The organism is Mucilaginibacter oryzae (genome assembly GCF_003148845.1).
Classification (GTDB): domain Bacteria; phylum Bacteroidota; class Bacteroidia; order Sphingobacteriales; family Sphingobacteriaceae; genus Mucilaginibacter; species Mucilaginibacter oryzae.
Genome location: NZ_QGHA01000006.1, coordinates 170,818 through 194,335, shown reverse-complemented (window position 1 = coordinate 194,335; position 23,518 = coordinate 170,818). Strand labels below are relative to the sequence as shown.

The window sequence follows — 23,518 nt, the reverse complement described above, 5'->3', positions numbered from 1 at the left end:
ATATTTTCAAATCGCCTTTATTGTTGGTAAATAATGTTAATCCAACGCGTCTGCCGTATCTTTCTCGCCAATCTGCTGCCGCCACATGGCATAATACAACCCTTTTTGAGCAATAAGATCAGCATGCCTGCCCGATTCAATAATCCGGCCTTTTTCAAGCACGTAAATGCTATCGGCATGCATAATGGTTGACAGGCGGTGAGCGATCAGTATGGTGATATGATTTTCCGTTTCTGATACATCTCGGATAGTTTCGGTGATCTCTTCTTCGGTGATCGAATCAAGGGACGAAGTAGCTTCGTCGAATACTAAAATATCCGGTTTGCGCAATAAAGCCCGGGCTATAGACAAACGTTGCTTTTCGCCTCCTGATACTTTTACACCGCCTTCACCTATAACAGTGCTCAAACCCTTATCGGCACGGGCCAGTAAAGTTTGACAGGCGGCACGCTGCAGTACGTCCATACACTCCTCATCCGTAGCATCCGGCCGCACAAACTGCAGGTTTTCACGAATAGTGCCCGAAAACAGTTGCGTATCCTGCGTTACAAAGCCTATTTTCTCGCGCAGCTGATCAAGATCAATTTCCTTACTTAAGGTACCGTTATATAAAATATCGCCCTGCAAAGGCTGATATAAACCCACCAGCAATTTTACCAATGTGGTTTTACCCGAACCCGACGGCCCCACAAAAGCGATAGTTTCGCCTGAGCGGGTTTCAAAACTGATGTGATTAAGCGCGTTACGGTTGGCAGTTAAGTGTTTAAAGGTAACATCCTTAAACGTTAAGGTATCAACCTTTTCAAGCAATACCGGTTTTTCAGGCTTTTTATCAATAGGGATACTTAAAATCCGGTTGAAATTACCCAATGAAACCTCGGCTTCCCGCCATGATAATATCACATTGCCAAGCTCCTGCAATGGGTTGAACAAAAAGAACGAATAAAATAAAAAGCTGAAATACTGCCCGGGCGAAATGGTGTTTTTAAAAATCAGTATCAATAAAACCACAACCATTACACTGCGCACAAAGTTAACCGTGGTGCCCTGTACAAAGCTCATACTGCGTACGTACTTTACCTTTTTAAGCTCCAGGTCGAGAATTTTGTAGGTAGTGTTGTTTAACCTTGCTATTTCCTGCTTGGCTAAACCCAAACTTTTTACCAGTTCTATATTCCTTAACGATTCGGTAGTTGAACCTGCCAGCGCTGTGGTTTCGGCAACAATGGTTTTTTGGATCTTTTTTATCCGGCGGCTCATGGCCATACTCACAAAAGTGATTACAGGTATGGCGGCAAAGTATACCAGGGTTACCTTATAGCTTACACTAACCGAGTAAACAATTACAAATACCATCCCGATAAGCGATACAAAAAGGATCCCGATAAACGAGGTGATAAATTTTTCACAATCAAGGCGCACCTTCTGCAATATTCCGAGGGTTTCGCCGCTGCGCTGGTCCTCAAATACCTGGTAAGGCAGCTCGAGCGAGTGTTTCAAACCGTCGGCATACATTTCGGCGCCCACCTTTTGGGTGATGATGTTGGTAAAGTAATCCTGGAAGTTTTTGGCAATACGCGATACCATGGCAACGCCAATGGCCGCACCAACCAGCACCAGTACCTGGTTAAGGTAGGCATCATATTGCAATTTATCGCGCCGCTCAATAACACGGTCAACAATGCGTCCGGTTATCCATGGGTCGAGCAGGGAAAAACCTATATTCATAGCCGCCAGGAATAGCGCTAATACAACTATCCAGCGGTGTTTTTTTAAGTAAGAGATGAGTACATTCATGTTTATGCAGCAAACATAAAAAAAGGGAATGGCTAAGTAGCTCATTCCCTTTTAATTTGACATAAGGTTAATATTAAACCGTCATGATATCTTTTTCTTTCGCTTCTGATAATACATCAACTTTAGCGATATAAGCATCGGTAAGTTTTTGGATCTCAGCCTCGCCGGTTTTGATCTCATCCTCAGAAACACCTTCCGATTTTAATTTTTTGATCTTCTCGTTAGCATCTTTACGGATGTTACGGATAGCTACTTTACCGGTTTCGGCTTCGGCTTTGGCTTTCTTAACCAGATCGCGGCGGCGCTCTTCGGTAAGCGGCGGTACGTTGATGCGGATAATGATACCGTCGTTTTGAGGGTTAACACCTAAGTTAGCTTCTTTAATAGCCTTTTCAATAGGGTTTAACAATGATTTTTCCCATGGCTGAACAACAATGGTACGGGCATCAGGAGTATTAACGCTGCCTATCTGGCTTAATGGCGTAGGGGTACCATAGTAATCAACCCTGATATCGTCAAGTAATGAAGGGCTTGCCTTACCTGCACGTATTTTATTTAATTCGCTATCTGCATGGTCAATGGCCTTTTCCATATGGGCCTTTGCATCGTTCACTTGTTTTTTAATGAGTTCGCTCATCGGTTTTTAAATTTTCAACAAAAGTAACAAAATCTGCGGTTTTACCGCCGGTGTGTAAACCTATTCTTCCAGGATATTCTTCGCCTGAAGAGGAAACTTTTTGACGATCCATCTTAAAACATCAAGTTGATCGGCAGATGGTGCCCGGCGTATTTGCGCAAGTAACTTAATAGCCTGAGGCCTGTTTAACGTTAAATTTGACGCACCTTCATTACAAACAGAGCATATCGCTCTTAAATTTGCGGCATCATCAGTACCGCCCATCGATTTATCTATAATATGCCCAAGATGTAATCTTGTTTTTCTATTCTGATCATAAGGATGGGGTTCACCGGCAGCGGCCCCACACATCTGGCAGGTAAACCCGTTTCTATCTAATACAAATGCACGGGTCTCTTTAGAAATGCCACGTTCAAATGCAGGAAGAGGTTTCAAATTCACCAGAAGATACTGCCCTGGTTTTAGCTCACTTAAATCGTTATGAGTTACAATGTTCATTCCCTCTTCGTTACGAAGCTCCCGAACGCGCCTGCCCCATTCACTTTTTCCGGCCACCTTACTAAGTGTTTCGGCATCTAATACTTTTCCAACATTAGCTACAAAATATTCACGCAGCTTTGCCTTCGATCCCTTTTCTCTCGGCTTCTTTTCGTTCATATAATTCAAAAGCATTTAAAATTGACTGCCCGATTGCCTTAGCCACCGGCGGTGGAAAAGCGTTCCCAACTTGTCGGTAAGCCGGTGTTTTCTTTCCCGCAAATTGCCAGTCGCCCGGAAAGCCTTGTACTAAAGCAGCCATTTTAAGGGTTAAACGGGGCATAGCGTTATAACCGGGCACAGGTGGGGCATCAGCCAACCCTCTGCCATCAATTCCTATTGCGGCCCAGGCCTGCTTTGCCCGTGTAGGTCCCAAATCTGCACCGCCATGCTTTTTGGAGCCACCAACCAATGTAGGTGCAATTCCACTTGCGCGATTGGCCCAATCAGCAGCATCCCAACCGGCCGAACTTATTTCTTCAAACAATAATTGCCCTATCGATTTTAGCGGCAAGCTATGTTTTTGCGGCCACGAAAAATATTCATAGTACTTCTTTTTTAATGCAACGAGGATAGCCCTTGGTCTGAGTTGAGAAACGCCATAATCAGAAGAGTTAACCAACCTCCAGGTACATAAATACCCCATTTGATTTAATTCATTCAAAATATGATCTCTGTAACTATCAAATTTTTTTGACAATATACCTTTTACATTTTCAAGCATAACGGCCTTAGGGTCACATTCTTTTATTAACCGTAAGGCTTCCGGGAACAAATCACGCTCATCATTTTTCCCCAGCTGCTTTCCAGCTATTGAAAACGGCGGGCAGGGAACCCCACCGGCAAAAAGATCAACCCCGGTATACTCTAAGGCACGGAAATGTTTTACATCTTTTTCTATAACGTTCCATTCCGGACGATTTGATCTTAAAGTCTGACAAGCTAAAGGCTCAATTTCAACTAACGCAACATGGTCAAATCCAGCCAATTCAAGCCCTAAAGCCTGACCGCCAGCTCCGGCGCAAATCTCAATTGATTGATACTTATTTCTCATTTTAGCAAATATAGCATGTTAGCCATTCGTGTCAAAGTATATAAAACTAACATTTTTAGCGAGCGCCTGTAAGCCTTTAACAATAAATAACATTTTTAACATTTATATATTGCTGCGTGTTAACTATATTCGTATAAAAACCCAACAGCCATGAAGAAAGCCTTATTATTTATCATATTGGCCGCGGCCACTGCACAGCTAAAGGCACAAAATACATCAAAAGCACCGGCCTCTCCACTTGACCAGTTTTTGAAGCTAAATCCGGCCGATACCAGTTTACAAAAATTTATTCCGGTGCTACCGCAAAAAGGTTGGTTAAACAATAGCAACGTTGCAACATTAAACACTAAAGACATTGTAAGCAACGTAACCGTCTATAACATGCCGGTTGCTAAAACCTACTCGAACGACAGGATGCCGGTTGTGAAAACCGACGAGCCGGGCATGAAATATCCTATGCTCATCAAGAAATTAGGTAATGACAGCACGGTTATTTTAGGCCCGGAAGAAAAAATCAGGCATTAACAGTCCATACACAAGTTCATGTTCAATAACTGGTCTGGTTTCTATAGATTAGCGGCCTGCAATCAAGAGCACAACCGGGAGTGTTGCTACTATTTTACCGATGTTGATTTGTTGCTGCACTGTTATTTAAAAACGTTGCGTACCTGTCATTATTTCACCATTTAGCCAGTTGTTTTGCCAGTTGAATTATCCGGGTTGTTCTTTTAATAAAAATCCTTATTCAGCACTTTCTCCAGCTCGGCAAAGCTGATGTTCATTTTAACCCGGCCCTGCTTGGCATATGAAATCTCGCCGGTTTCTTCAGATACGATGATAGCTGTAGCTTCATTAGCTTCGGTTACTCCTATGCCCGCGCGGTGGCGCAAACCAAACTGCGCCGGCAGATCTGTTTTTTCGGTAAGCGGCAAAATACAACTGGCAGACTTGATCTTGTTGCCGGAGATCACCACGGCCCCGTCATGCAGCGGACTGGTTTTTTGAAAAATACTTTCCAGCAGACGTTTGGAGATCTTGGCATCCATAATTTCGCAGCTGTTTTGATAAAACTGCTCATCATAATACTTCGCGAATACAATTAACGCGCCTGTGCGGGTTTGCTTAAGGCTTTTACAGGCATCAATGATGGGCTTAATGCGCGCGTAATTATTTTTTTCGACCTCATCCTTTCCAAAAAAATATTTCCACCAGGCTTTATTGCGCTGAAGCGAGGCATTTTTACCAACCAATAATAAAAACCGCCTTACCTCCTGCTGAAAAACCACAATAATGGCAATGATGCCAACATCAACAAACTTACCCAAAATAATGGTAAGTAGCTTCATATCCAGCGCCTTTACTACAAAGTTGAGCGCGAAGATCACAGCAAAACCTAAAAAAATATTGGCGGCGATAGTACCCCTGATGAGGTTGTATAACTGGTAAATAATTAAGGCTACCAGCAATACATCCAGAATAGAAAAAAAACCTATTTTAGGAAACAACGATTGTAACGTCTGCATTTACGAAGTTAGTAAAGTTTACCCGAACATAATCCTTTGCCATTGGCAAATGTTGGCGAAGCAAGCTTCCTCCTCCTCATTACGGGATATTCGGGCCGCCGGGCTCACGCCAACCCCATTTTGGCATCGGGGTATCCGGAGGTTCTGCGGTACTGTCGGTTTGCGAATTAAGCACCGCTATCCGCGTACCCCATTCCAGGTAAGCTATAAAAGCCGATCTGAATTCGGGATCATCCGGTAATGATAACTCATCGGCAGTTTGCAGCAGCAGTGCTATCCAGCGTTTGCGGTGCGCCTCGGTTAAATGTTTTTGCAGGTGTTTGTTGATCATGGCATAGTGGCTGCCCTCGTTTTGGCTGTAGGTTTTAGGGCCGCCAAACACTTCGGCCACAAAATGCGCTACATGCAGCCTGTGCCGGGGCGACATGTGCTTAAAAACAGGCTCCAGCAGTTCATCCGCCAAAACCTTATCATAAAATTTATTGAACAGGTTTTCGAATACCGGAGTACCACCTGCCCATTCAAAAAGTGTAGGGATATTAACTGCCATGGCGTAATAAGTAATTACGTTAAAGGTAGTTAGCCAATATTAAAAAAAGATATCCGGAGCGATTAATTATTTATTCCGTTCGGTAGTAAATCTTACCAACTGCTCTAAACCGTTGCGCGATTCGCTATCCGGGAAGGTATTCAATATTTCAAAAGCTTCATCCTGGAAACGCTTCATCTGGCTTTCGGCGTATTGCAAGCCGCCGGTGTCTTTAACAAAACGGATAATTTCCCCTATCTTTTTAGCGTCTTCGTTGTGGTTTTTCACCAGGTTGATGATCCTTTTTTTATCGGCTGATGAGCAGTTGGCCAATGCGTAGATAAGCGGCAGGGTAACCTTTTTTTCTTTGATATCGATGCCGAGGGGTTTACCTACGTCATCGGTTCCAAAATCAAACATATCATCCTTGATTTGGAAAGCGATGCCGATCTTTTCACCAAACAGTCGCATTTTTTCAACTACCTTGTCATCAGCCCCGGCCGATGCCGCGCCACAGGCACAGCATGAAGCAATGAGCGAAGCGGTTTTTTGCCTGATCACTTCGTAATAAACCGGCTCACCGATATCCATACGGCGCACCTTTTCTATCTGCATCAGTTCACCCTCGCTCATTTGCTTCACAGCGTCCGATACGATGCGCAGCAAATTAAAATCGTGATGATCAACAGAAAGCAACAGGCCTTTTGCCAGCAGGTAATCGCCCACCAAAACGGCGATCTTATTTTTCCATAAAGCGTTGATCGAAAAAAATCCACGACGCTGGTACGAGTTATCCACCACATCATCATGCACCAAGGATGCCGTATGCAGTAACTCCACCAACGCTGCTCCGCGGTGCGTGGCCTCATTGATGCCGCCGCAAATGCTGGCCGAAAAAAACACGAACATCGGGCGGATCTGCTTGCCTTTACGCTTAACGATGTAATGGGTAATCCGGTCAAGCAGCGGAACAGAACTTTTCATTGAGGCCCTGAACTTCTCCTCAAATACATCAATATCGGCCGCAATAGGTTTTTTTATATCGTTGATGCTCAGCATTACAAGCAAAACAGGATTTTATGTTTAACTAACCGCCATACATGTGACGACTTGGGGGCAAACATAAGCTAAAATTATCTATCTGCATTAAAGCCAACTATTTTTTACCTAAATTAAACCAAAGCGCCCGATAACCGTCATACCTATACGAGTGCAATTTTTTATAAGTAGAGTTAAAGTTTTTGTGAGGCGAAGCCCGATTAATCAGGCTTCGCTTTTTTATTGTTAGTAAGTACAATTATTTTACCTTTGCAATCCACATTTAAACGGAGAGGTGTCTGAGTGGTCGAAAGAGCACGCCTGGAAAGTGTGTATACTCCAAAAGGGTATCGAGGGTTCGAATCCCTCCCTCTCCGCCAAAAGAACCGAACCTAAAAAGTTCGGTTTTTTTTATGTCTTTTAAGTCCATTAAATTATTGATTATCAATAATTTAAAATTTTATAAAAAGGATCGAAAAAGATCGAAGGTTCGAATCCCCCATTTCCAAACTAACTTGCGATTATTTCTAAAATTCCATTAAATACCTAATTTCCAGTTGCTTTTAACATTATTTCAGATAGAGCAATTCTCAAATCTTGCAAAACCGCTCAAACTTTTGTGGCACATCCGTGGCACTTTTTACGTCATGTAGAAAATAAAACTACTCGTTTTAGAGCTTATGATATTTTAAATTGATACATGTGTTGACTTAATGGACATACTCAAAAATAACTTGAAGTTATTTTCGAGTATATTTGCCAATAGCTGACAAGTCTATTATTCAATAGCGGTATTTGAACAATGGATTGGGCGCAAAGTTTAATCACATGGCAAATCAATTTGGTGAACGTGTAAGACAATTGAGGGAGCAACAAAAATTATTTTTAAGACAAGTTGCTCCTAAATTAGAAATGGATACTGCTCAATTGAGCAAGATTGAAAAAGGATTGAGGCAGGTTAAAAAGGATCAGATTTCAATTCTATCAAATGTGCTCAAAGCTGACAGGAATGAATTAAGCACTCTTTGGTTAGCAGACCAAGTTGCAAATTTGATTGAAGGCGAACCCATGGCTGATGAAGCTTTAAAAATGGTTTTAAAGAATAGGAAAAATAAATAATGGCATCTAACTTTTTTACAAATCAAAGCTCAAATACCCTCTACAAAAAGTTTGTCGGGGTATTTGAACATATGCAAAATATAGAATATTTCAAATCTGTTATTGGCTATTTTAGAGCATCAGGATATTTTGCCATTCGTAAACATTTCCCTGAAACGTTAAAGATTAAAATTATTGCGGGTATTAATGTGGATCCCTTCATCGCTCTTGCCCAAAAACAAGGCTTGCTGTTTAATGCTAATGCAAAAGATACCAAACAATCATTTATTGAATTTATACAAGAAGATGTTATAAATGCAAAATATGGTAGTGAAATAGAAGAAGGAATTTTACAACTTATCAGCGATATAATAGATAACAGAATAGAAATCAGAGCACATAATTCTAAAAAGCTGCATTCTAAATTTTATATTTTTCTATCTCCCAATTTCAATGAACATAATCCAAACGGATTGGTAATAATGGGGTCTTCCAACCTTTCGGCACAAGGCTTAGGCTTGGAGAATGTAGAACACAACTATGAAATGAACGTAGAGCTAAGAGACTACGAAAACGTGAAGTTTGCAAATACGGAATTCGAAATGCTTTGGTCCCAAAGTACGCCTATATTGCCTGTCGATGCTCCTTCGTTAATAAAGAAAACATATTTAGCTATAAGTCCAACACCCTTCGAGCTATACGTTAAGTTTCTAATAGAGTTTTTTGGAAAAAATATAGAGTATGATCCAGATAGTATTAGTGATATTCCTTTAAAAAAGTTTAAGAAACTAAGTTATCAAATTGACGCCGTTAATCAGGGATATGAGTTATTGCTAAAACATAATGGTTTTTTCTTAGCTGATGTGGTGGGTACAGGTAAAACAGTTATGGCTGCTTTGCTAGCTAAGAAGTTTATAATTAGCAATGGGGCTAAAACAAAAATTCTCATTGTATTTCCGCCAGCATTGGAAAAAAACTGGAAAAGTACATTTAAGGAATTTAGAATTGATGAGAAATGTGATTTTATATCCAATGGAAGTCTAGATAAAATCATCAATGAAGAAGATCCATTAAAATATAAAGAGAAGTATGATTTAGTGTTAGTAGATGAAGCACACAAATTTAGAAATCATAGTAGCCGTCAATTCCAGAACCTACAAATCATTTGTAAATCCGGCAGAGAGAATATTGGAAACATTGAAGGATTTGAAAAGAAAATCGTATTGATTTCTGCTACTCCATTAAATAATAGGCCTGAAGATATTTACTATCTAATTTCTTTATTTCAGGACGTGAGGAACAGTAATTTAAATGAGCCTAATCTTCAAAAATTCTTTTATCCACATATTATTAAATACAAAGCCTTGATACAACAGGCCCCCCTTGATTTACAAGGCATTCAGGATATTTTCAATGATATAAGAGATAAAGTAATCAAAGACATAACAATTCGTAGAACTCGGACGGATTTAAACAAAAATGAACGGTATGCAAAGGATTTAAAAGAGCAAGGGATTGTTTTTCCAACTGTAGTGGAACCTTTTGCCAATGAATATGAATTAACCCATAATTTAGCGGAGTTGTTCCTGGACACAGCAAATAGCATTATTGACAAGAACAAAATTGACTTTTTCCGTTATCAGGCAATAGCTTATTTGACAGATGAAGCGAACGACGGCCTATATCAAAGTGCTCAAACAATAGGTCGTTCCTTAGCATCTATAATGCAGACACAATTGATCAAGCGTCTGGAAAGTAGTTTCTATGCCTTCAAGAAATCACTGAATAAAATTACCACGTCCACAAAGCAGATGATTGAAATGTATGAACGGGATAGTGTTTTTATCGCGCCTGATCTAGACATTACAGAGCTACTTAATAAGGGTTATACAGACGAAGAAATCGAATTGGAAATCTTGAAAATTGACGATGATAAGCCCAAGAACAAAAAATTTAAGCAATCAGACTTCAAGCAGGGATTTATTGAGGGATTAAGGCGGGATTACGAACACTTGGCTGAATTGAATAAACGCTGGCAGGCTGTTGACGAAAGCAACGACCCTAAATGGAATGTCTTTATTACGTTGCTAAAGGACGAATATTTTAACCCAACAAAAAATGAATTGGGTAAGCTGGTTATCTTCACCGAATCGGCTGATACTTTAAGTTATTTAATGCAACGGCTATCAAACGAAACATCATATAAAGTTCTTAGCATTACCTCAGATAATCGGAACAAGATGTTCGAAGCTATTCGTGAAAACTTCGATGCAAACTATGAGGGCACATTTAGAAATGATTATGATATCATTTTAACTACAGATGTATTAGCGGAAGGTATTAACCTCCATAGAGCTAATGTAATTGTCAATTACGACACTCCCTGGAATCCAACTAAATTAATCCAACGTTTAGGCCGTATTAATCGGATCGGAACTAAGGCGCAGTTTATTTACAATTACAATTTTTACCCTTCGGAGCAGGGGGACAACAGAATTAATCTTCGTCAAAAATCGCTTGCTAAACTGCAAAGCAGCCATAGCACATTTGGAGAGGATAACAGAATATATACTTTGGAAGAGATCATCGACCAGTTCAAAATGTTTGAAGAGAAAGAGGAAGATAAAGATTTAAGGACACAATATTTGGAATGGCTAAGAAAATTTAGGGAACAGAATCCTGAACAATTTAATGAAATCCGAAAAATGCCTTTGAAAGTTCGCTGTATGAGGAATAGCAAAGGCAAACAGCAAAGCATAGCGTTTGTAAAAAATGGAGAACATAAGAATATATATATATACACAGATGGTGGCTCGAAATCGCTTCCATTTGAACAGGCTGTCAAGATTTTTGAAGCATCTGTCTCTGAGAAAGACATAAAGAGTGTTCCGGAATTACATTACCAGCAAATCAATCATATATTGAGACAGTTTGAGCGTGACATTACTATACCGGAAATGATTGGCGGTGTTGAAGACAAAATGGATGTAAGATCAAATAAAGCGTTAAACGATTTGAACAATTGGTTGGCTAATCAGATAATTATTACACCTAAAGCCATACAAGCTGGTAAAAAACTAATGCCTTTACTTAAAAACGGCACCTATACCAATTTAACTAATGAGGTTTATAAATTACGGAATGAAACTGATCCGATAAGATTAGAAAATGAAATTATCCGTTTGGAACGAAAATACACTTCAAAAGTGAAGCGACCCGAAAAATTAAGTTTAGAACCAATACAGCCCCAAATAATTATATCAGAAACATTTGTTTAATGGACAAAGAGAATCTCGTACAACAAATCCAACTATTATATACACCGTGCTGTTGATGGGAATACCTGATCAATCGCTTGCTATGGATTTTGTACCGGAGTTCAGCAGTTAATTATCCTATATGCAAATGGATTTTTTTACCATTTTATTGTACATTTCGGATTGAAACGCACCGCTCGCAATTCAAGTGGATGCATGAAAGAACACTGGTACTCATTAACAACTCAAAAAAAGGGAGCTTACGGCAAATAGCGTTACCATCGCGGCCCGTAATATCGACTCTAACTACTTACTGAGCAGGAGGTGATTGATGTAGTGAAAAAAGAAATTGAAAAACTGGATAATCAAGATATTGAACAATGACCATATTAGAAATAAGAAGCATTCTCGAAAGCCCATACGATAGAAAAGTCTGGAAAAATTTTTTGCAAACACAGTTTACCAACAATAAACTGAATGTAGAAGATAGAACAATTGCTTTGTCTGATAAGATTATTAGTAAGCAATGTCTGAGTTTGGGCAACTATGAAATAAACGAATACACAAAAATTGGCATCTTTGAAGTTGAGCTGAATGAAAAAGTAAACATTACCCGTAATCGGGTAGCTTTAAGGAATATAATAAAAGATCTGACCAAACAGGTTGCTGGTGCCATGGTCGTTTTTGTGCAGGGTAATAAATGGCGCTTCAGTTATGTCAGCAAGTGGAAAGTAAAAAATACAGCAACCAATGAAATTCAAGAAAAAGAAACAGCGCCAAAGCGTTATACTTATTTGTTTGGAAAAAACGAAAAAGCTTTAACCGCGGCTGTTCGTTTTGACAAGCTTATTCAAAAACAAAAAGAGAGTATTTTCCAATTTCTTTCATTAGATGATTTTGAAGAGGCCTTCTCGGTTGAAAAGCTTAGTAAAGAATTTTTTGCCAACTATAAAAATGCTTACGAAGACTTTGTACAATTCCTTACGGGAAAACGATATGCAAAAAAAGGCAGTAAATATGCAGAACAAATTATAAGCGAGCCGGATTGGCAACTTACTGCTTTATTCGGAAAAGATGAAAAACAAGCTCGTGATTTTTGTAAAAGAATGATGGGCAGAATTGTATTTCTCTACTTCATACAGAAAAAAGGGTGGCTCGCCGTTAAACAAAACAAAAAATGGGGCGAAGGAAATCAAAACTATTTGTATGAACTGTTTAAAAATTCAAAACAGAAAGATGATTTTTATGCACGCGAGTTAGTGCCTTTGTTCTTCACAAGATTGAACAATGAAGATTCTGAAAACCCAGCGAGGGACGAACGTTTTCCATATCTAAACGGTGGTTTGTTTGACGATACACAAGACCGTAAATATAACAAGCTGCATTTACCAGAGAATATTTTTCAGAAACTCTTCGAGACTTTCAATAATTACAACTTTACCATTTATGAAGATGCTCCAGATGAACATACGGTTGCCGTGGACCCTGAAATGCTTGGACATATTTTCGAAAATTTATTGGAAGATAACAAGGACAAGGGTGCGTACTATACTCCCAAGGAAATAGTGCACTACATGTGTAAAGAGAGCTTGAAAGCTTATCTAATTGCACAGGATGAACATCATTTTGCAAATAATGAGTTGGCTAAACGTAGCATTAACAAAATACTCCAACAACAGGAACTAGACAGCGATGAGAAGCAATATGCCGAGAAAAATGCCTATAAGATTATTGATGCTTTAGAACAAGTTAAAATTTGCGACCCCGCTATTGGTTCGGGGGCTTTTCCTATGGGATTGTTGCAGGAAATTTTTAACGCCCAAGTTTATTTGCAGGAACTTAAAGGCTTTAAAAAAGCCAAAACCGATGCCGACATTAAAAAGCACATTATTGAAGAAAGTATTTACGGCGTCGATATAGATGCCGGTGCAGTGGATATCGCCCGTTTACGTTTTTGGTTGAGTTTGGTGGTAGATGAGCAAGAACCGCAACCATTGCCAAACCTGGACTTTAAGATTGTTTGTGCTAATACACTGATTCCACTGGGCGAATTGACAGACAATGATATGGAAGCAAAAGCAAGTTTGGCAGTAAAAGAATTGGAAAAAATACGCCATGACTTTTTTAATGTGAGCAGCGAAGAAAAACTCAAACTAGAAAGGCAATTTAAAAAAGTACAAACAGATTTATTGAATCTGCGAGAACTAACAACCAAAGAAAACTATAGTGTATATACTAACCTCTACGAATTTAATCCATTTGATTTTGAAAGTTTACCCTGTTCTTGGTTCGACCCTTGGTGGATGTTTGGGGTAAAAGATGGTTTTGATATCGTAATTGGAAATCCACCTTACATTAAAGAACCAACCAATAGAAAAGCGTTTGACGGATTTAGGGGATCTAAATACTATCAAGGCAAGATGGACTTATGGTATGGCTTTGCTTGTATCATGCTGGATAATCTAAAAAAAGATACAGGTATACTTACTTTTATTGCTACCAATAACTGGGTTACAAATGCAGGTGCTTCCAAATTTAGAAACAAGGTATCGGAAGATGCCAAGATAATGCAGCTAATCGATTTTGGTAACTATAAAATATTTGAAAGTGCCGATATTCAGACCATGATTATGCTTTTTAAAGCAAACAACAATGAAGTTGAATATACATTTGACTATCGGAAATTTACTGAAACAAAAGTTGAGTTGGAGGACGTGATACAGTTATTTACCGGGGTATACAACGAAAAAACACTAACATTTACCCCAGCATTTAACCGGACACGGTTAAAAGACAAATCGTTTTTATTTAGCGAGGGCGGAGTGGATAGCATACTTAATGATATTCTAAACGCTTCCAATTTTAAACTAGATGGAAAATTGGAAATTGCGCAAGGCATAGTGGCTCCACAGGATTTTGTAAACAAAACAAGTTTTGAAGAACTTGATGGAAGTGCAATGTTAAACGAAGGAATATTTTATTTAACTGACAAAGAGAAGGAACACATCAATTTATCAATAGAAGAGTTGGAGTTGGTAAAGCCTTTCTATTCAACAACAGAGTTAGATAGGTATTACGGAAACAACGAGAATAAATATTGGGTTATTTATACCGATTCGTCATTTAAAAATCCTTCCTCAATGAGACCTTATCCTAATTTAAAGAGGCATCTTGACAGGTTCCAAAAAGTGATAACATCAGACAATAAACCATATGGCTTGCATCGGGCAAGGAATGAACATTTTTTTACGGGCGAAAAAATTATATCGCTACGTAAATGTGCCATACCTACCTTTACTTATACTGATTTTGATTGCTATGTATCGCAAACATATTTTGTAATTAAAACACAAAGGGTAAACCAAAAGTATTTAACCGCGATACTGAACTCAAAACTCATTGCTTTCTGGTTGCGACACAAAGGCAAAATGCAGGGTTTTCAATATCAAGTAGACAAAGCTCCCTTAGAGGAGTTACCGCTTATCAAAACGATACATGAAAGAGTTTTTGCTTTATTGGTGAATTATATTTTACTCCAAAAGAAATTAAAATCAGATACAACTTTCTTTGAACGAATCATAGATGCAATGGTGTATGAATTATATTTTCCTGAAACGGTAAAAGAAGGTGGCGCAGGCGTGTTAAACTATCTTGTCAATTTGCCAGAATGGCAAGTTGGGCAAGATATTCAAAATTTAAAAATCATAGAAAAGGTGCAGAAAGAGCTTTCAGATCCTAAACACCCTATTAATACTGCACTACTAAAATTATTTACGATTGAAGAGATAAACATTATAGAAGGTCGAAAATGAAAAGGATAACGAAATTAGAAATATCAAATTTTCGTGCCTTTTTTGATAATTATACAATAGAACTTGGCAAAGGTGAGAATTTGATCATTTATGGAGAAAATGGTAGCGGAAAGAGCTCCTTGTTTAAATCGCTGAGCAATTTTTTAAGTAGCAGTCAGAATAAAGTATTTCCTTATGTAAAGCATCATAGCAAAAGTGGGGAAGATGGCATTCTTTCTTTCACATTTAGCGATTATGATTTTCTGACAAATACAATCACTTCGCCATTTGGTGAAATAATCAATTTCGGAAGCAACGTTATTTCAACAGATACTGAGCAGTTCATTAAAACCGCTGAATTAACAAAAGGCTTTTTGGATTACAAAGGCTTGCTTGCTGTTTATAATCATGATGAACCGCAGCCTAATTTGTTTAATTTGATTGTATTAAATTTATTCAAAGACTTTCTACCAACTCATTTAGGAGGAACTCGCCAGTTGGGAAGTAGGTTTATCTATCTAAGAAATGAGATTGCAACTGCATACAATACTAGAACCTGGCAATACCGAAATGCTGTTCCTGAAATGGCAGTTTATGAAAGTTTATTGAGAAGGGTTTTAAACGAAGTGTTTATTCAATTAAATTACCTTTTAATTAAGTATTTCAAGCTAAACTTGAGAGTATGGTATTCTTTAGCACCCCTCGTTTCCACGAGTTGGTGGAGAGAAATACCAACGGAATTAAAACTTGAACTAAAATTAAATGGTACACTAGTTCGTCATCAGTCTGATATCTTAAACGAAGCAAGGTTGTCGGCATTAGCTATCTGCCTGTATTTAGCAGTAATCAAAAAAAATCCGCAACAGATAGATTTAAAGATTTTGTTTTTAGACGATGTTTTTATTGGCTTAGACTTAACCAACCGTTTGCCTATTTTGGATATAATTAGAAATGAGTTTTCGGATTATCAGGTTTTCATAAGCACTTATGACCGACACTTGTATGAATTAGCAAAAAGAAAATTTGAAACAGAAACGCCGGATAGATGGAAAGCCATTGAATTGTATGTTGGCAAAGACAATATAGACGGTCAATTAATTGATAGGCCAGTTTTAATTGTAGGTGAAAGTCATTTTGAGAAAGCAAGTCGATATCTTCATGACATACGAAAACCGGATTATCCTGCCGCAGCTAATTACTTTAGGAAGGCTTTGGAGCAATTAATACAAGACTTTATTCCGAAATGGGAAACTGCAGACGCAGAAAATGCCCAAATCCCCGACTATCAACTGACACAACTAATTTTAAGAGCAAAAAGATTCTTAGCTAATGCAGGACTTTCGACTGAGCACGTTGACAAAATTTATACTTTGCTTACATCATTATTGCACCCGCTTTCGCACCATGAAATAACATCACCTGTTTATAGAGGCGAGTTGTTTATTATTGAAAATAGCTTTCAGAAATTGAGAGAGCTGTTATTGGATTTAGATATTCCCAACAATTATAAATGCTGTTTAGAACAAGGTAAACGACTAAAAATTACCTTTGAAATTAATGCAGCAGCAAATCATTATTGTTATTACGAATTGATTTTGAAGTCGCCTTTGACTATGAAACACAATGGTGCATTATTGCCAATTATTTCAGAAGTTCATTGTGTAGCGGACAGATGTTACGGGCACAATGGAGCAACACCGTATCCAGCTTTTAATCCTGACAAAAAGGAGTCGGAGTTTAATTATGGATCATTACAAAATGCTTATGACAGAATCCACACTTTTTTAATTGGTCGTGCAACAATTGGAGCATTTCCAAAAGCAGTGGATTATTTGACAACAATAGAGTATCACGACGGAACCAACTGGCAACCTCTAAAGAATAAAATAGTATGGTAACTTCAAAATCTTTTGTAAACTATGTTCATCACCCAACCTAAGATATTTATAAGTAGCACAGTTTTCGATTTGACAAACGAAAGAACAGCCGCTTATAATGCTGTGAGTAAAGTTGGTGGATTTCCGGTCATGTCTGAAAAGACTATGGAAGCACTAAGTACAGATTCACTTACTGCCTGCCTAAGTAAAGTAATGGAATCGGATATTTATGTGCTGATTTTAGGTGGTCGTTATGGCTGGCAGCCCGAAGGCAAGGAATCGATTACGGAATTGGAATATCAAACTGCTAGAAGTAAAGGCATTCCCATATTGGTTATCAATACCACTTATCAAAAAGAGGATTTACAAAAGGAATTTGAAAGACGGGTTGAATTTAACTATTTCCGTAAAACAGTAAATGATGCTTTTGAATTAGAACTAGAATTAGAAAAGGCGTTAAAAACGGAGATAGACAAAAAACAAAGCCAATATTTCAACAAGACAGAGCTTGTTTACTCCAACCTTGTAAAAATTCAGTTTCCAAGCCATCTATACATCGCTGATTTGGATATTGACAAAAATGCGGTTAAGCAATATAATAAAGAAAGAAAGCGACCATTCTACAAACCGAGCCTACATGATTACGCTGTGTCTGCTTTGTATATGCGGAATATTTCATTTCCTCATGACTGGTTAATTTGGAATGGGAAAATCATAACTTTTCATAATCTGCAAGATGATTCAATAGGTTTAACAAAGATCATTGACAAAGGAACGGCAGAACCTTTTGCCTGTGATGAGTTTTATGATACATCAGCAGACCATTTATCCCAGTTTAAATACCTTCTAAAGAAATGCCTCGAGGCCAAACTGCACAAGCTTAAAATAAAATGGTTTAAAAACGAAAAACTGTTTGCTTTTTTGCCAATTCAAAAAGATGATTTAGACAGATGGCAACCCCGGTCACAGTCGTGGACAAAAACAAAAAAAAGTGCAACCAGAAAGGTTGTTGATGTTAAGTATGATTTAAAAGATAAATCCAAGGTATTTAATCTGCGATGTCTTGCATTTAAAACCGGCTTTGAAAATTTTGATAGAGATTGGTATCTAGCATTAAAACCTGAATGGATTTTTCTTTGGAACGATTTAAAAGTTTGCGATTATGCTTATAAAAACATTCAATGGTTAAAAAAGAATGAGCGAAATATGCACGTATTTAATCATTATAACTTTATTCTTCGCTATCTCCAGCCTTCACAAATGGAATCATTATTCACCGAATACAAAGACTATCCTTTTATGAAGTTGGAGCAAATTGAGAAATTTGATTTTGCACCAATAGTTCCTGATTCTGTTTGGAACAATTTAGAAGCAATTGGAGCACAGAAGAAGCTTATGGACGAAATTGGTAATGTAGATTTATTTGGGATATGAAGGCAGATTATATACAAGAACCTTTTTTATTATTTGGTAAAGGCAAAAGTATTTGTCCAAGGGAGGGTATTGCAGAATTAAATGTTTACGATACCGTAATTGAAGCGCGGAAGAATCAATTATTGCTCGGCATAATTGGCATTGAGGAAGATGTTGAAAATCTAAAAAGTTGGTTGAAGCGATTTGAAAGCTACATTCCGGCAAACCCTAAAGGAAAACAAAAAGGTTTGTTCAAGTCTTTTCCTGGCTTTAATCAGGAAACAGGTTTTTGTGCAAAATTCATTTACGACTCAAATTATGAACGTATCCTTTCTCCTAATGACGTTAAAAGAATCCTTAAAGAGCCTGACAGAGATAAAAAAGTATTAGATGCAGTAGAATTATTTGGAGAAAACATAGGCTTTTTATCTGATATTAAAAACTGCGATGTTATCATTTGTATAATTCCAAAAAGTTTTGAAGGGAAAATTGTAAAAGAAAATAAGGACGACGAACCCGTTGAGCAAGATGCGGAAGATAACAGTGAACCGGAATTGGAATTAAATTTTAGACGGGCTTTAAAGGCTCGTGCAATGAAATACAATACTCCTATTCAGTTATTGCGAGAGTATGTGTTGCATGACAACAACAAATCGCAGGATGCGGCAACTAAAGCTTGGAATTTTTGCACGGCACTTTATTACAAAGGACTTCAAACCATTCCTTGGAAATTAAATGTTGACGAGAATAAACCAAAAGTGTGTTTTGTGGGTATTGGGTTCTATAAAAGCAGAGACAAGAAGACCATTCAAACCAGTTTAGCTCAGATCTTTAATGAAAATGGAAAAGGAGTAATCCTGCGGGGAACGCCCGTAATGGAAGATAAAGACGATAAACGCCCTCATTTAACTTTTGATCAGTCTTTAATTCTTCTTAAAGATGCCTTAAATAAATATAAGTTTGCCACAGGTACAATGCCAGGTAGGGTAGTGTTACACAAGACTTCAAAATTTTATGAAGACGAACTTGATGGTTTTATACAAGCAATGCAGGATTTAAGCATTACAGAATACGATATTGTAACTGTGATGGAAACCGATTTACGTTTCTTTAGAAACAATTTATATCCACCTGTAAGAGGGTCAGTTTTTTCCTTGACAGAGGAAAGACATATACTCTATACAAGAGGTTCAGTTCATCAGTATCAAACATATCCAGGAATGTATGTTCCTGCTCCTTTAGAAGTACGGATTTTAGATTCTGTCTCATCAGTAAAAACTGTTTGCAATGAAATCCTGGGCTTAACAAAAATGAATTGGAATAACACACAATTTGACAACAAGTACCCTATTACAATTGGCTGTGCCAGACGTGTTGGAGAAATAATGAAATATTTAGGAGAAAATGAACAACCTAAAGAATCATATGCTTTTTACATGTAGACATATAAATACTTAATGATAGCAAGCTAATACGTTTAAAACAAATTGTTAGGTGGAATATAAAATAGTTAGTAATTTTGTGTACAAGTATTCATTCGAATTATATCGTTCTTTAAAGTCAAGAAGCTTCGTTGCAGAAGCTTTTCAAATATTATTAGGGAGTAGTTCTATCTTGTGGCATTTTCGTGGCACAACTAATAAAAATCGTTGAAAAACAGCTAAAAAAGGCTAAAATCAAAGATAGTTCCGTTCCCTCCCTCTCCGCGAAATAAAACCGAACCTAAAAGTTCGGTTTTTTTATGCTTATTATAATTTCACAACTAATTGATAATCAATTATAAACATATTTTTCTTACGGTTCAAGGGTTCGAATCCATCAAATTTAGCGAATAAAGTTTTCTATCTCTAAAATGCCTTTAAATGCCTATTTATGAAGTATTTAAAGGTATTTTCGTTTATAGGCATTCACAAATCTTTCAAAAGTGCCCAAACTTTTGTGGCAGAATAATGGCACTTTTTACATCCAAAAAAACTGTTCGAAAACATACAAGCCGCAATAGTATCGGTTGAATTAAGATAGCTGACAATTTTTGGTTTGAGTTTTTAAATACTTAGAGTTTAATTAACATTTACCATCATTAATAATACTTCGAAGTAACTAATAAAAAAATTATAGTCTTTTTTTAATCATGCCTGACAAAAGAGAGGTATTTTAGCATTTTATTTGAGAATATAAATCCTCAATCTTATCCAATTAATATTTATAAAATGTCAGAAGAACAAAAGAAGATACTGGAGCAACAGCTTTGGAATATTGCAAATACGCTGCGCGGCAAAATGAATGCTGATGAATTCAGGGATTATATTCTTGGATTTATTTTTTATAAGTACCTGGCAGAGAAAATGGAAATCTATGCTAATTCCATTTTAAAGCAGGACAATATTCAATTTCGTGAAATAAAAGAGAATACATCTGAAGGGCAAGAATATATCAACGCTATTCGTGAAGAGTCACTAGAAACTTTAGGATACTTTTTAAAGCCATCTGAACTTTTTAGCGAAATTGCCAAGCGCGGAAACAGTGATACTAACACATTTATACTTGAGGATCTTCAAAAAATCCTGATCAACATACAGTTGAGTACTATGGGTACTCAAAGTGAAGAGGATTTTGATAACCTCTTCGAGGACATGGATTTAAATAGCACTAAGCTCGGCAAAACGGCAGAAGCGAGAAATGCCATTATAGTAAAGGTTCTTGTACATTTAGATGAGATTGACTTTAAGCTTGAACATACAGAGCTTGATGTATTGGGCGATGCGTACGAATATCTGATAGGCCAATTTGCTAGCGGTGCTGGAAAAAAAGCCGGAGAGTTTTATACGCCCCAGGAAGTTTCTAAAATCTTGGCAAAGATCGTTACTACCGGTAAGAACAGATTGAAGTCGGTATATGATCCAACATGTGGGTCGGGGTCCTTATTACTACGGGTAGCCCGGGAGGTAAAAGACGTCACCAACTTCTACGGCCAGGAGATGAACCGTACTACTTACAACCTCGCCCGGATGAATATGATACTGCATGGCGTACATTACTTAAAATTTGATATTAAGCAGGAAGATACACTTGAGCACCCCCAGCACTTAAACGATATGCCATTCGAGGCCATCGTGGCCAATCCGCCTTTTTCTGCAAACTGGAGTGCCAACCCTTTATTTTTAAGTGACGACCGTTTCAGTCAATATGGTAAGTTAGCTCCTTCAAGTAAAGCAGATTTTGCGTTTGTGCAGCATATGATCTACCATCTTGCAGAAAATGGTACGATGGCTATTGTGTTGCCTCACGGTGTTTTATTCCGCGGTGCAGCAGAGCTACATATTCGCAGGTACCTGATTGAGCAGAAAAATTATTTAGATGCTGTAATAGGCTTACCGGCTAATATATTCTACGGCACGAGCATTCCTACTTGTATCCTGGTGTTTAAGAAATGCAGGGAGACACCGGACGATATTTTATTTATTGATGCAAGTAAAGATTTTGAGAAGGTTAAAAACCAAAATATGCTTCGTGAAGAGCATATTACCAAAATTGTTGATACCTACCGCAACAGGACGGTTATAGAAAAATACAGTCACTTAGCAACGTTAAACGAAATAGCAGATAATGATTATAACCTGAATATTCCGCGTTACGTGGACACCTTTGAAGAAGAGGAAGAAATTGATATCCAAGCCGTAATGCGAGAAATTAAGGAGCTTGAAGCACAAAGAGCAAAACTTGATGAGGAGATTGAGGTGTATTTTAAGGAATTAGGACTTGTTTTTTAATATCCTTAATGCAATTACTAACGAAAATTGAATAGTCGAGATGGCAAAAGAAAATAAAAGTGCGGGTAAGGTTCCTAATTTGAGATTTCCGGAGTTTGGTGACGAATGGGAGGAAAAGATATTGAAGGAAGTACTTACAATTGGAAGTGGGCGTGATTATAAACATCTATCAAGCGGCGAGGTTCCTGTATTTGGAACAGGTGGTTTAATGACCTATGTGAATGAATATATATATGAGGGCGAAAGTGTTTGTATTGGGAGAAAAGGTACTATTAATATTTACTCCTCACAGAAAACCATTTATTGCCTGCATTTGGTAAAAAATATGAAATTGAGGAAGCTGATGTTCAAAATTTTGTATTTCAAAAGCTGGAATCTGGCCTAAGCCAGAAAACTATTAAAGACATTCTGATAGTCCTTAAAATGATATTGAAGTTTGGCGCGAAAAAGAAATGGGTAAATTATACCCCTTTTGACATACAGTTTCCAACTGTACGGGAAAGTCAAAGCATGGAAATACTCAGCCGTGCTGACCAGAAAAAAATAATGAACTATATACAAGAGCATTTTACCTTTCGTAATTTGGGAGTGTATATATGCCTTAGCGCCGGCATGCGAATAGGCGAGGTTTGCGCCTTAACCTGGAAAGATGTAGATACTGACACGGGCATCATAAATGTAAGACAAACCATACAGCGGATATACGTTATAGAAGATGGCGTACGGCGAACTGAACTTATATTAGATACTCCCAAAACCAAAAATTCAATCCGAGAGATTCCTCTAAGCAAAGATCTCTTACGAATATTAAAACCCTTCAAAAAAATTGTAAATCCATCATTCTTCATATTAACCAATGACGTTAAACCAACTGAACCGCGGACCTATAGGAGTTATTATAAGAATTTGATGAAAGATTTAAAAATGCCGGAACTTAAATTTCATGGGCTTAGACACAGTTTTGCTACAAGATGCATCGAAAGTAAATGTGATTATAAAACCGTAAGTGTGCTTCTTGGTCATTCAAATATCAGCACTACTTTAAACCTATATGTTCATCCCAATATGGAACAAAAAAAGAAAGCGATTGAGCAAATGTTTAAAACACTGAGATAAGCTGTAATTATGGATTAGGAGGTGGGGAAGTGTAATACTTATTTTATTAAATTTGTTTAGCAATAATACCAATCTCCTAAT

General features: G+C 37.7%; 17 protein-coding genes and 1 tRNA gene. 11 read left to right on the top strand and 7 right to left on the bottom strand.

From position 1 onward, the window contains the following. Positions 1-36: 36 nt before the first annotated feature. The 4 genes from LX99_RS17060 to LX99_RS17045 all read right to left on the bottom strand — a co-directional run bounded on the left by LX99_RS17060 (position 37) and on the right by LX99_RS17045 (position 4,025). Positions 37-1,797 (bottom strand): ABC transporter ATP-binding protein, encoded by a 1,761-nt coding sequence (locus tag LX99_RS17060; protein ID WP_109608970.1) that lies wholly within the window; start codon positions 1,795-1,797, stop codon positions 37-39. A 73-nt stretch (positions 1,798-1,870) separates the two neighbouring features. Beyond that, the gene (gene frr / locus LX99_RS17055; protein ID WP_022830252.1) at positions 1,871-2,434 is read right to left on the bottom strand and encodes a ribosome recycling factor; all 564 of its coding nucleotides are present in this window, start codon (positions 2,432-2,434) and stop codon (positions 1,871-1,873) included. Between the two features lie 60 nt (positions 2,435-2,494). Beyond that, positions 2,495-3,091 (bottom strand): HNH endonuclease, encoded by a 597-nt coding sequence (locus LX99_RS17050; protein WP_109608969.1) that lies wholly within the window; start codon positions 3,089-3,091, stop codon positions 2,495-2,497. Then, positions 3,042-4,025, bottom strand: coding sequence for a DNA cytosine methyltransferase (locus LX99_RS17045; protein ID WP_109608968.1), 984 nt, complete (start codon positions 4,023-4,025; stop codon positions 3,042-3,044). Before LX99_RS17045 ends, LX99_RS17050 begins: the two co-directional genes overlap by 50 nt. Positions 4,026-4,175: 150 nt before the next feature. On the opposite strand from LX99_RS17045, the gene LX99_RS17040 reads away from it, so the two are divergent. Next, positions 4,176-4,550 carry a hypothetical protein gene (locus LX99_RS17040; protein WP_109608967.1) on the top strand — a complete coding sequence of 125 codons (375 nt, stop codon included), beginning with the start codon at positions 4,176-4,178 and terminating at the stop codon, positions 4,548-4,550. Between the two features lie 203 nt (positions 4,551-4,753). On the opposite strand, the gene cdaA is transcribed toward LX99_RS17040, so the two are convergent. From cdaA to LX99_RS17025, 3 genes are all read right to left on the bottom strand, one after another. Beyond that, the gene (gene cdaA / locus LX99_RS17035; protein WP_109608966.1) at positions 4,754-5,548 is read right to left on the bottom strand and encodes a diadenylate cyclase CdaA; all 795 of its coding nucleotides are present in this window, start codon (positions 5,546-5,548) and stop codon (positions 4,754-4,756) included. A 79-nt stretch (positions 5,549-5,627) separates the two neighbouring features. Then, positions 5,628-6,098: a group II truncated hemoglobin gene (locus LX99_RS17030; protein WP_109608965.1), complete on the bottom strand. Its 471-nt coding sequence runs from the start codon at positions 6,096-6,098 to the stop codon at positions 5,628-5,630. Positions 6,099-6,164: 66 nt separating this feature from the next. Further along, positions 6,165-7,136, bottom strand: a complete 972-nt coding sequence (locus LX99_RS17025) for a polyprenyl synthetase family protein (RefSeq protein ID WP_109608964.1) — start codon at positions 7,134-7,136, stop codon at positions 6,165-6,167. Positions 7,137-7,404: 268 nt separating this feature from the next. Between LX99_RS17025 and LX99_RS17020 the strand changes: the two genes are divergently transcribed. The 10 genes from LX99_RS17020 to LX99_RS16975 all read left to right on the top strand — a co-directional run bounded on the left by LX99_RS17020 (position 7,405) and on the right by LX99_RS16975 (position 23,437). After that, positions 7,405-7,495, top strand: a tRNA-Ser gene (locus LX99_RS17020). Between the two features lie 448 nt (positions 7,496-7,943). Beyond that, a complete protein-coding gene (locus LX99_RS17015; protein WP_109608963.1) occupies positions 7,944-8,234 on the top strand; it encodes a helix-turn-helix domain-containing protein in 291 nt (96 codons plus the stop codon). Next, positions 8,234-11,491: a helicase-related protein gene (locus LX99_RS17010; protein WP_109608962.1), complete on the top strand. Its 3,258-nt coding sequence runs from the start codon at positions 8,234-8,236 to the stop codon at positions 11,489-11,491. The genes LX99_RS17015 and LX99_RS17010 overlap by 1 nt, the downstream gene beginning before the upstream one ends. Before the next feature lie 359 nt (positions 11,492-11,850). Continuing rightward, entirely contained in the window at positions 11,851-15,282 is a 3,432-nt protein-coding gene (locus LX99_RS17005; RefSeq protein WP_109608961.1) for an Eco57I restriction-modification methylase domain-containing protein, read from the top strand. Beyond that, entirely contained in the window at positions 15,279-17,159 is a 1,881-nt protein-coding gene (locus tag LX99_RS17000; protein WP_109608960.1) for an AAA family ATPase, read from the top strand. Before LX99_RS17005 ends, LX99_RS17000 begins: the two co-directional genes overlap by 4 nt. Before the next feature lie 21 nt (positions 17,160-17,180). Continuing rightward, entirely contained in the window at positions 17,181-18,572 is a 1,392-nt protein-coding gene (locus LX99_RS16995; protein ID WP_109608959.1) for a DUF4062 domain-containing protein, read from the top strand. Beyond that, positions 18,569-19,993 (top strand): argonaute/piwi family protein, encoded by a 1,425-nt coding sequence (locus LX99_RS16990; protein ID WP_109608958.1) that lies wholly within the window; start codon positions 18,569-18,571, stop codon positions 19,991-19,993. Before LX99_RS16995 ends, LX99_RS16990 begins: the two co-directional genes overlap by 4 nt. 768 nt (positions 19,994-20,761) lie before the next feature. Beyond that, positions 20,762-22,321 (top strand): type I restriction-modification system subunit M, encoded by a 1,560-nt coding sequence (locus LX99_RS16985; protein WP_109608957.1) that lies wholly within the window; start codon positions 20,762-20,764, stop codon positions 22,319-22,321. A 40-nt stretch (positions 22,322-22,361) separates the two neighbouring features. Further along, the gene (locus LX99_RS16980; protein ID WP_109608956.1) at positions 22,362-22,706 is read left to right on the top strand and encodes a restriction endonuclease subunit S; all 345 of its coding nucleotides are present in this window, start codon (positions 22,362-22,364) and stop codon (positions 22,704-22,706) included. Next, positions 22,625-23,437 (top strand): tyrosine-type recombinase/integrase, encoded by an 813-nt coding sequence (locus LX99_RS16975; protein WP_109608955.1) that lies wholly within the window; start codon positions 22,625-22,627, stop codon positions 23,435-23,437. Before LX99_RS16980 ends, LX99_RS16975 begins: the two co-directional genes overlap by 82 nt. Positions 23,438-23,518: the final 81 nt, after the last annotated feature.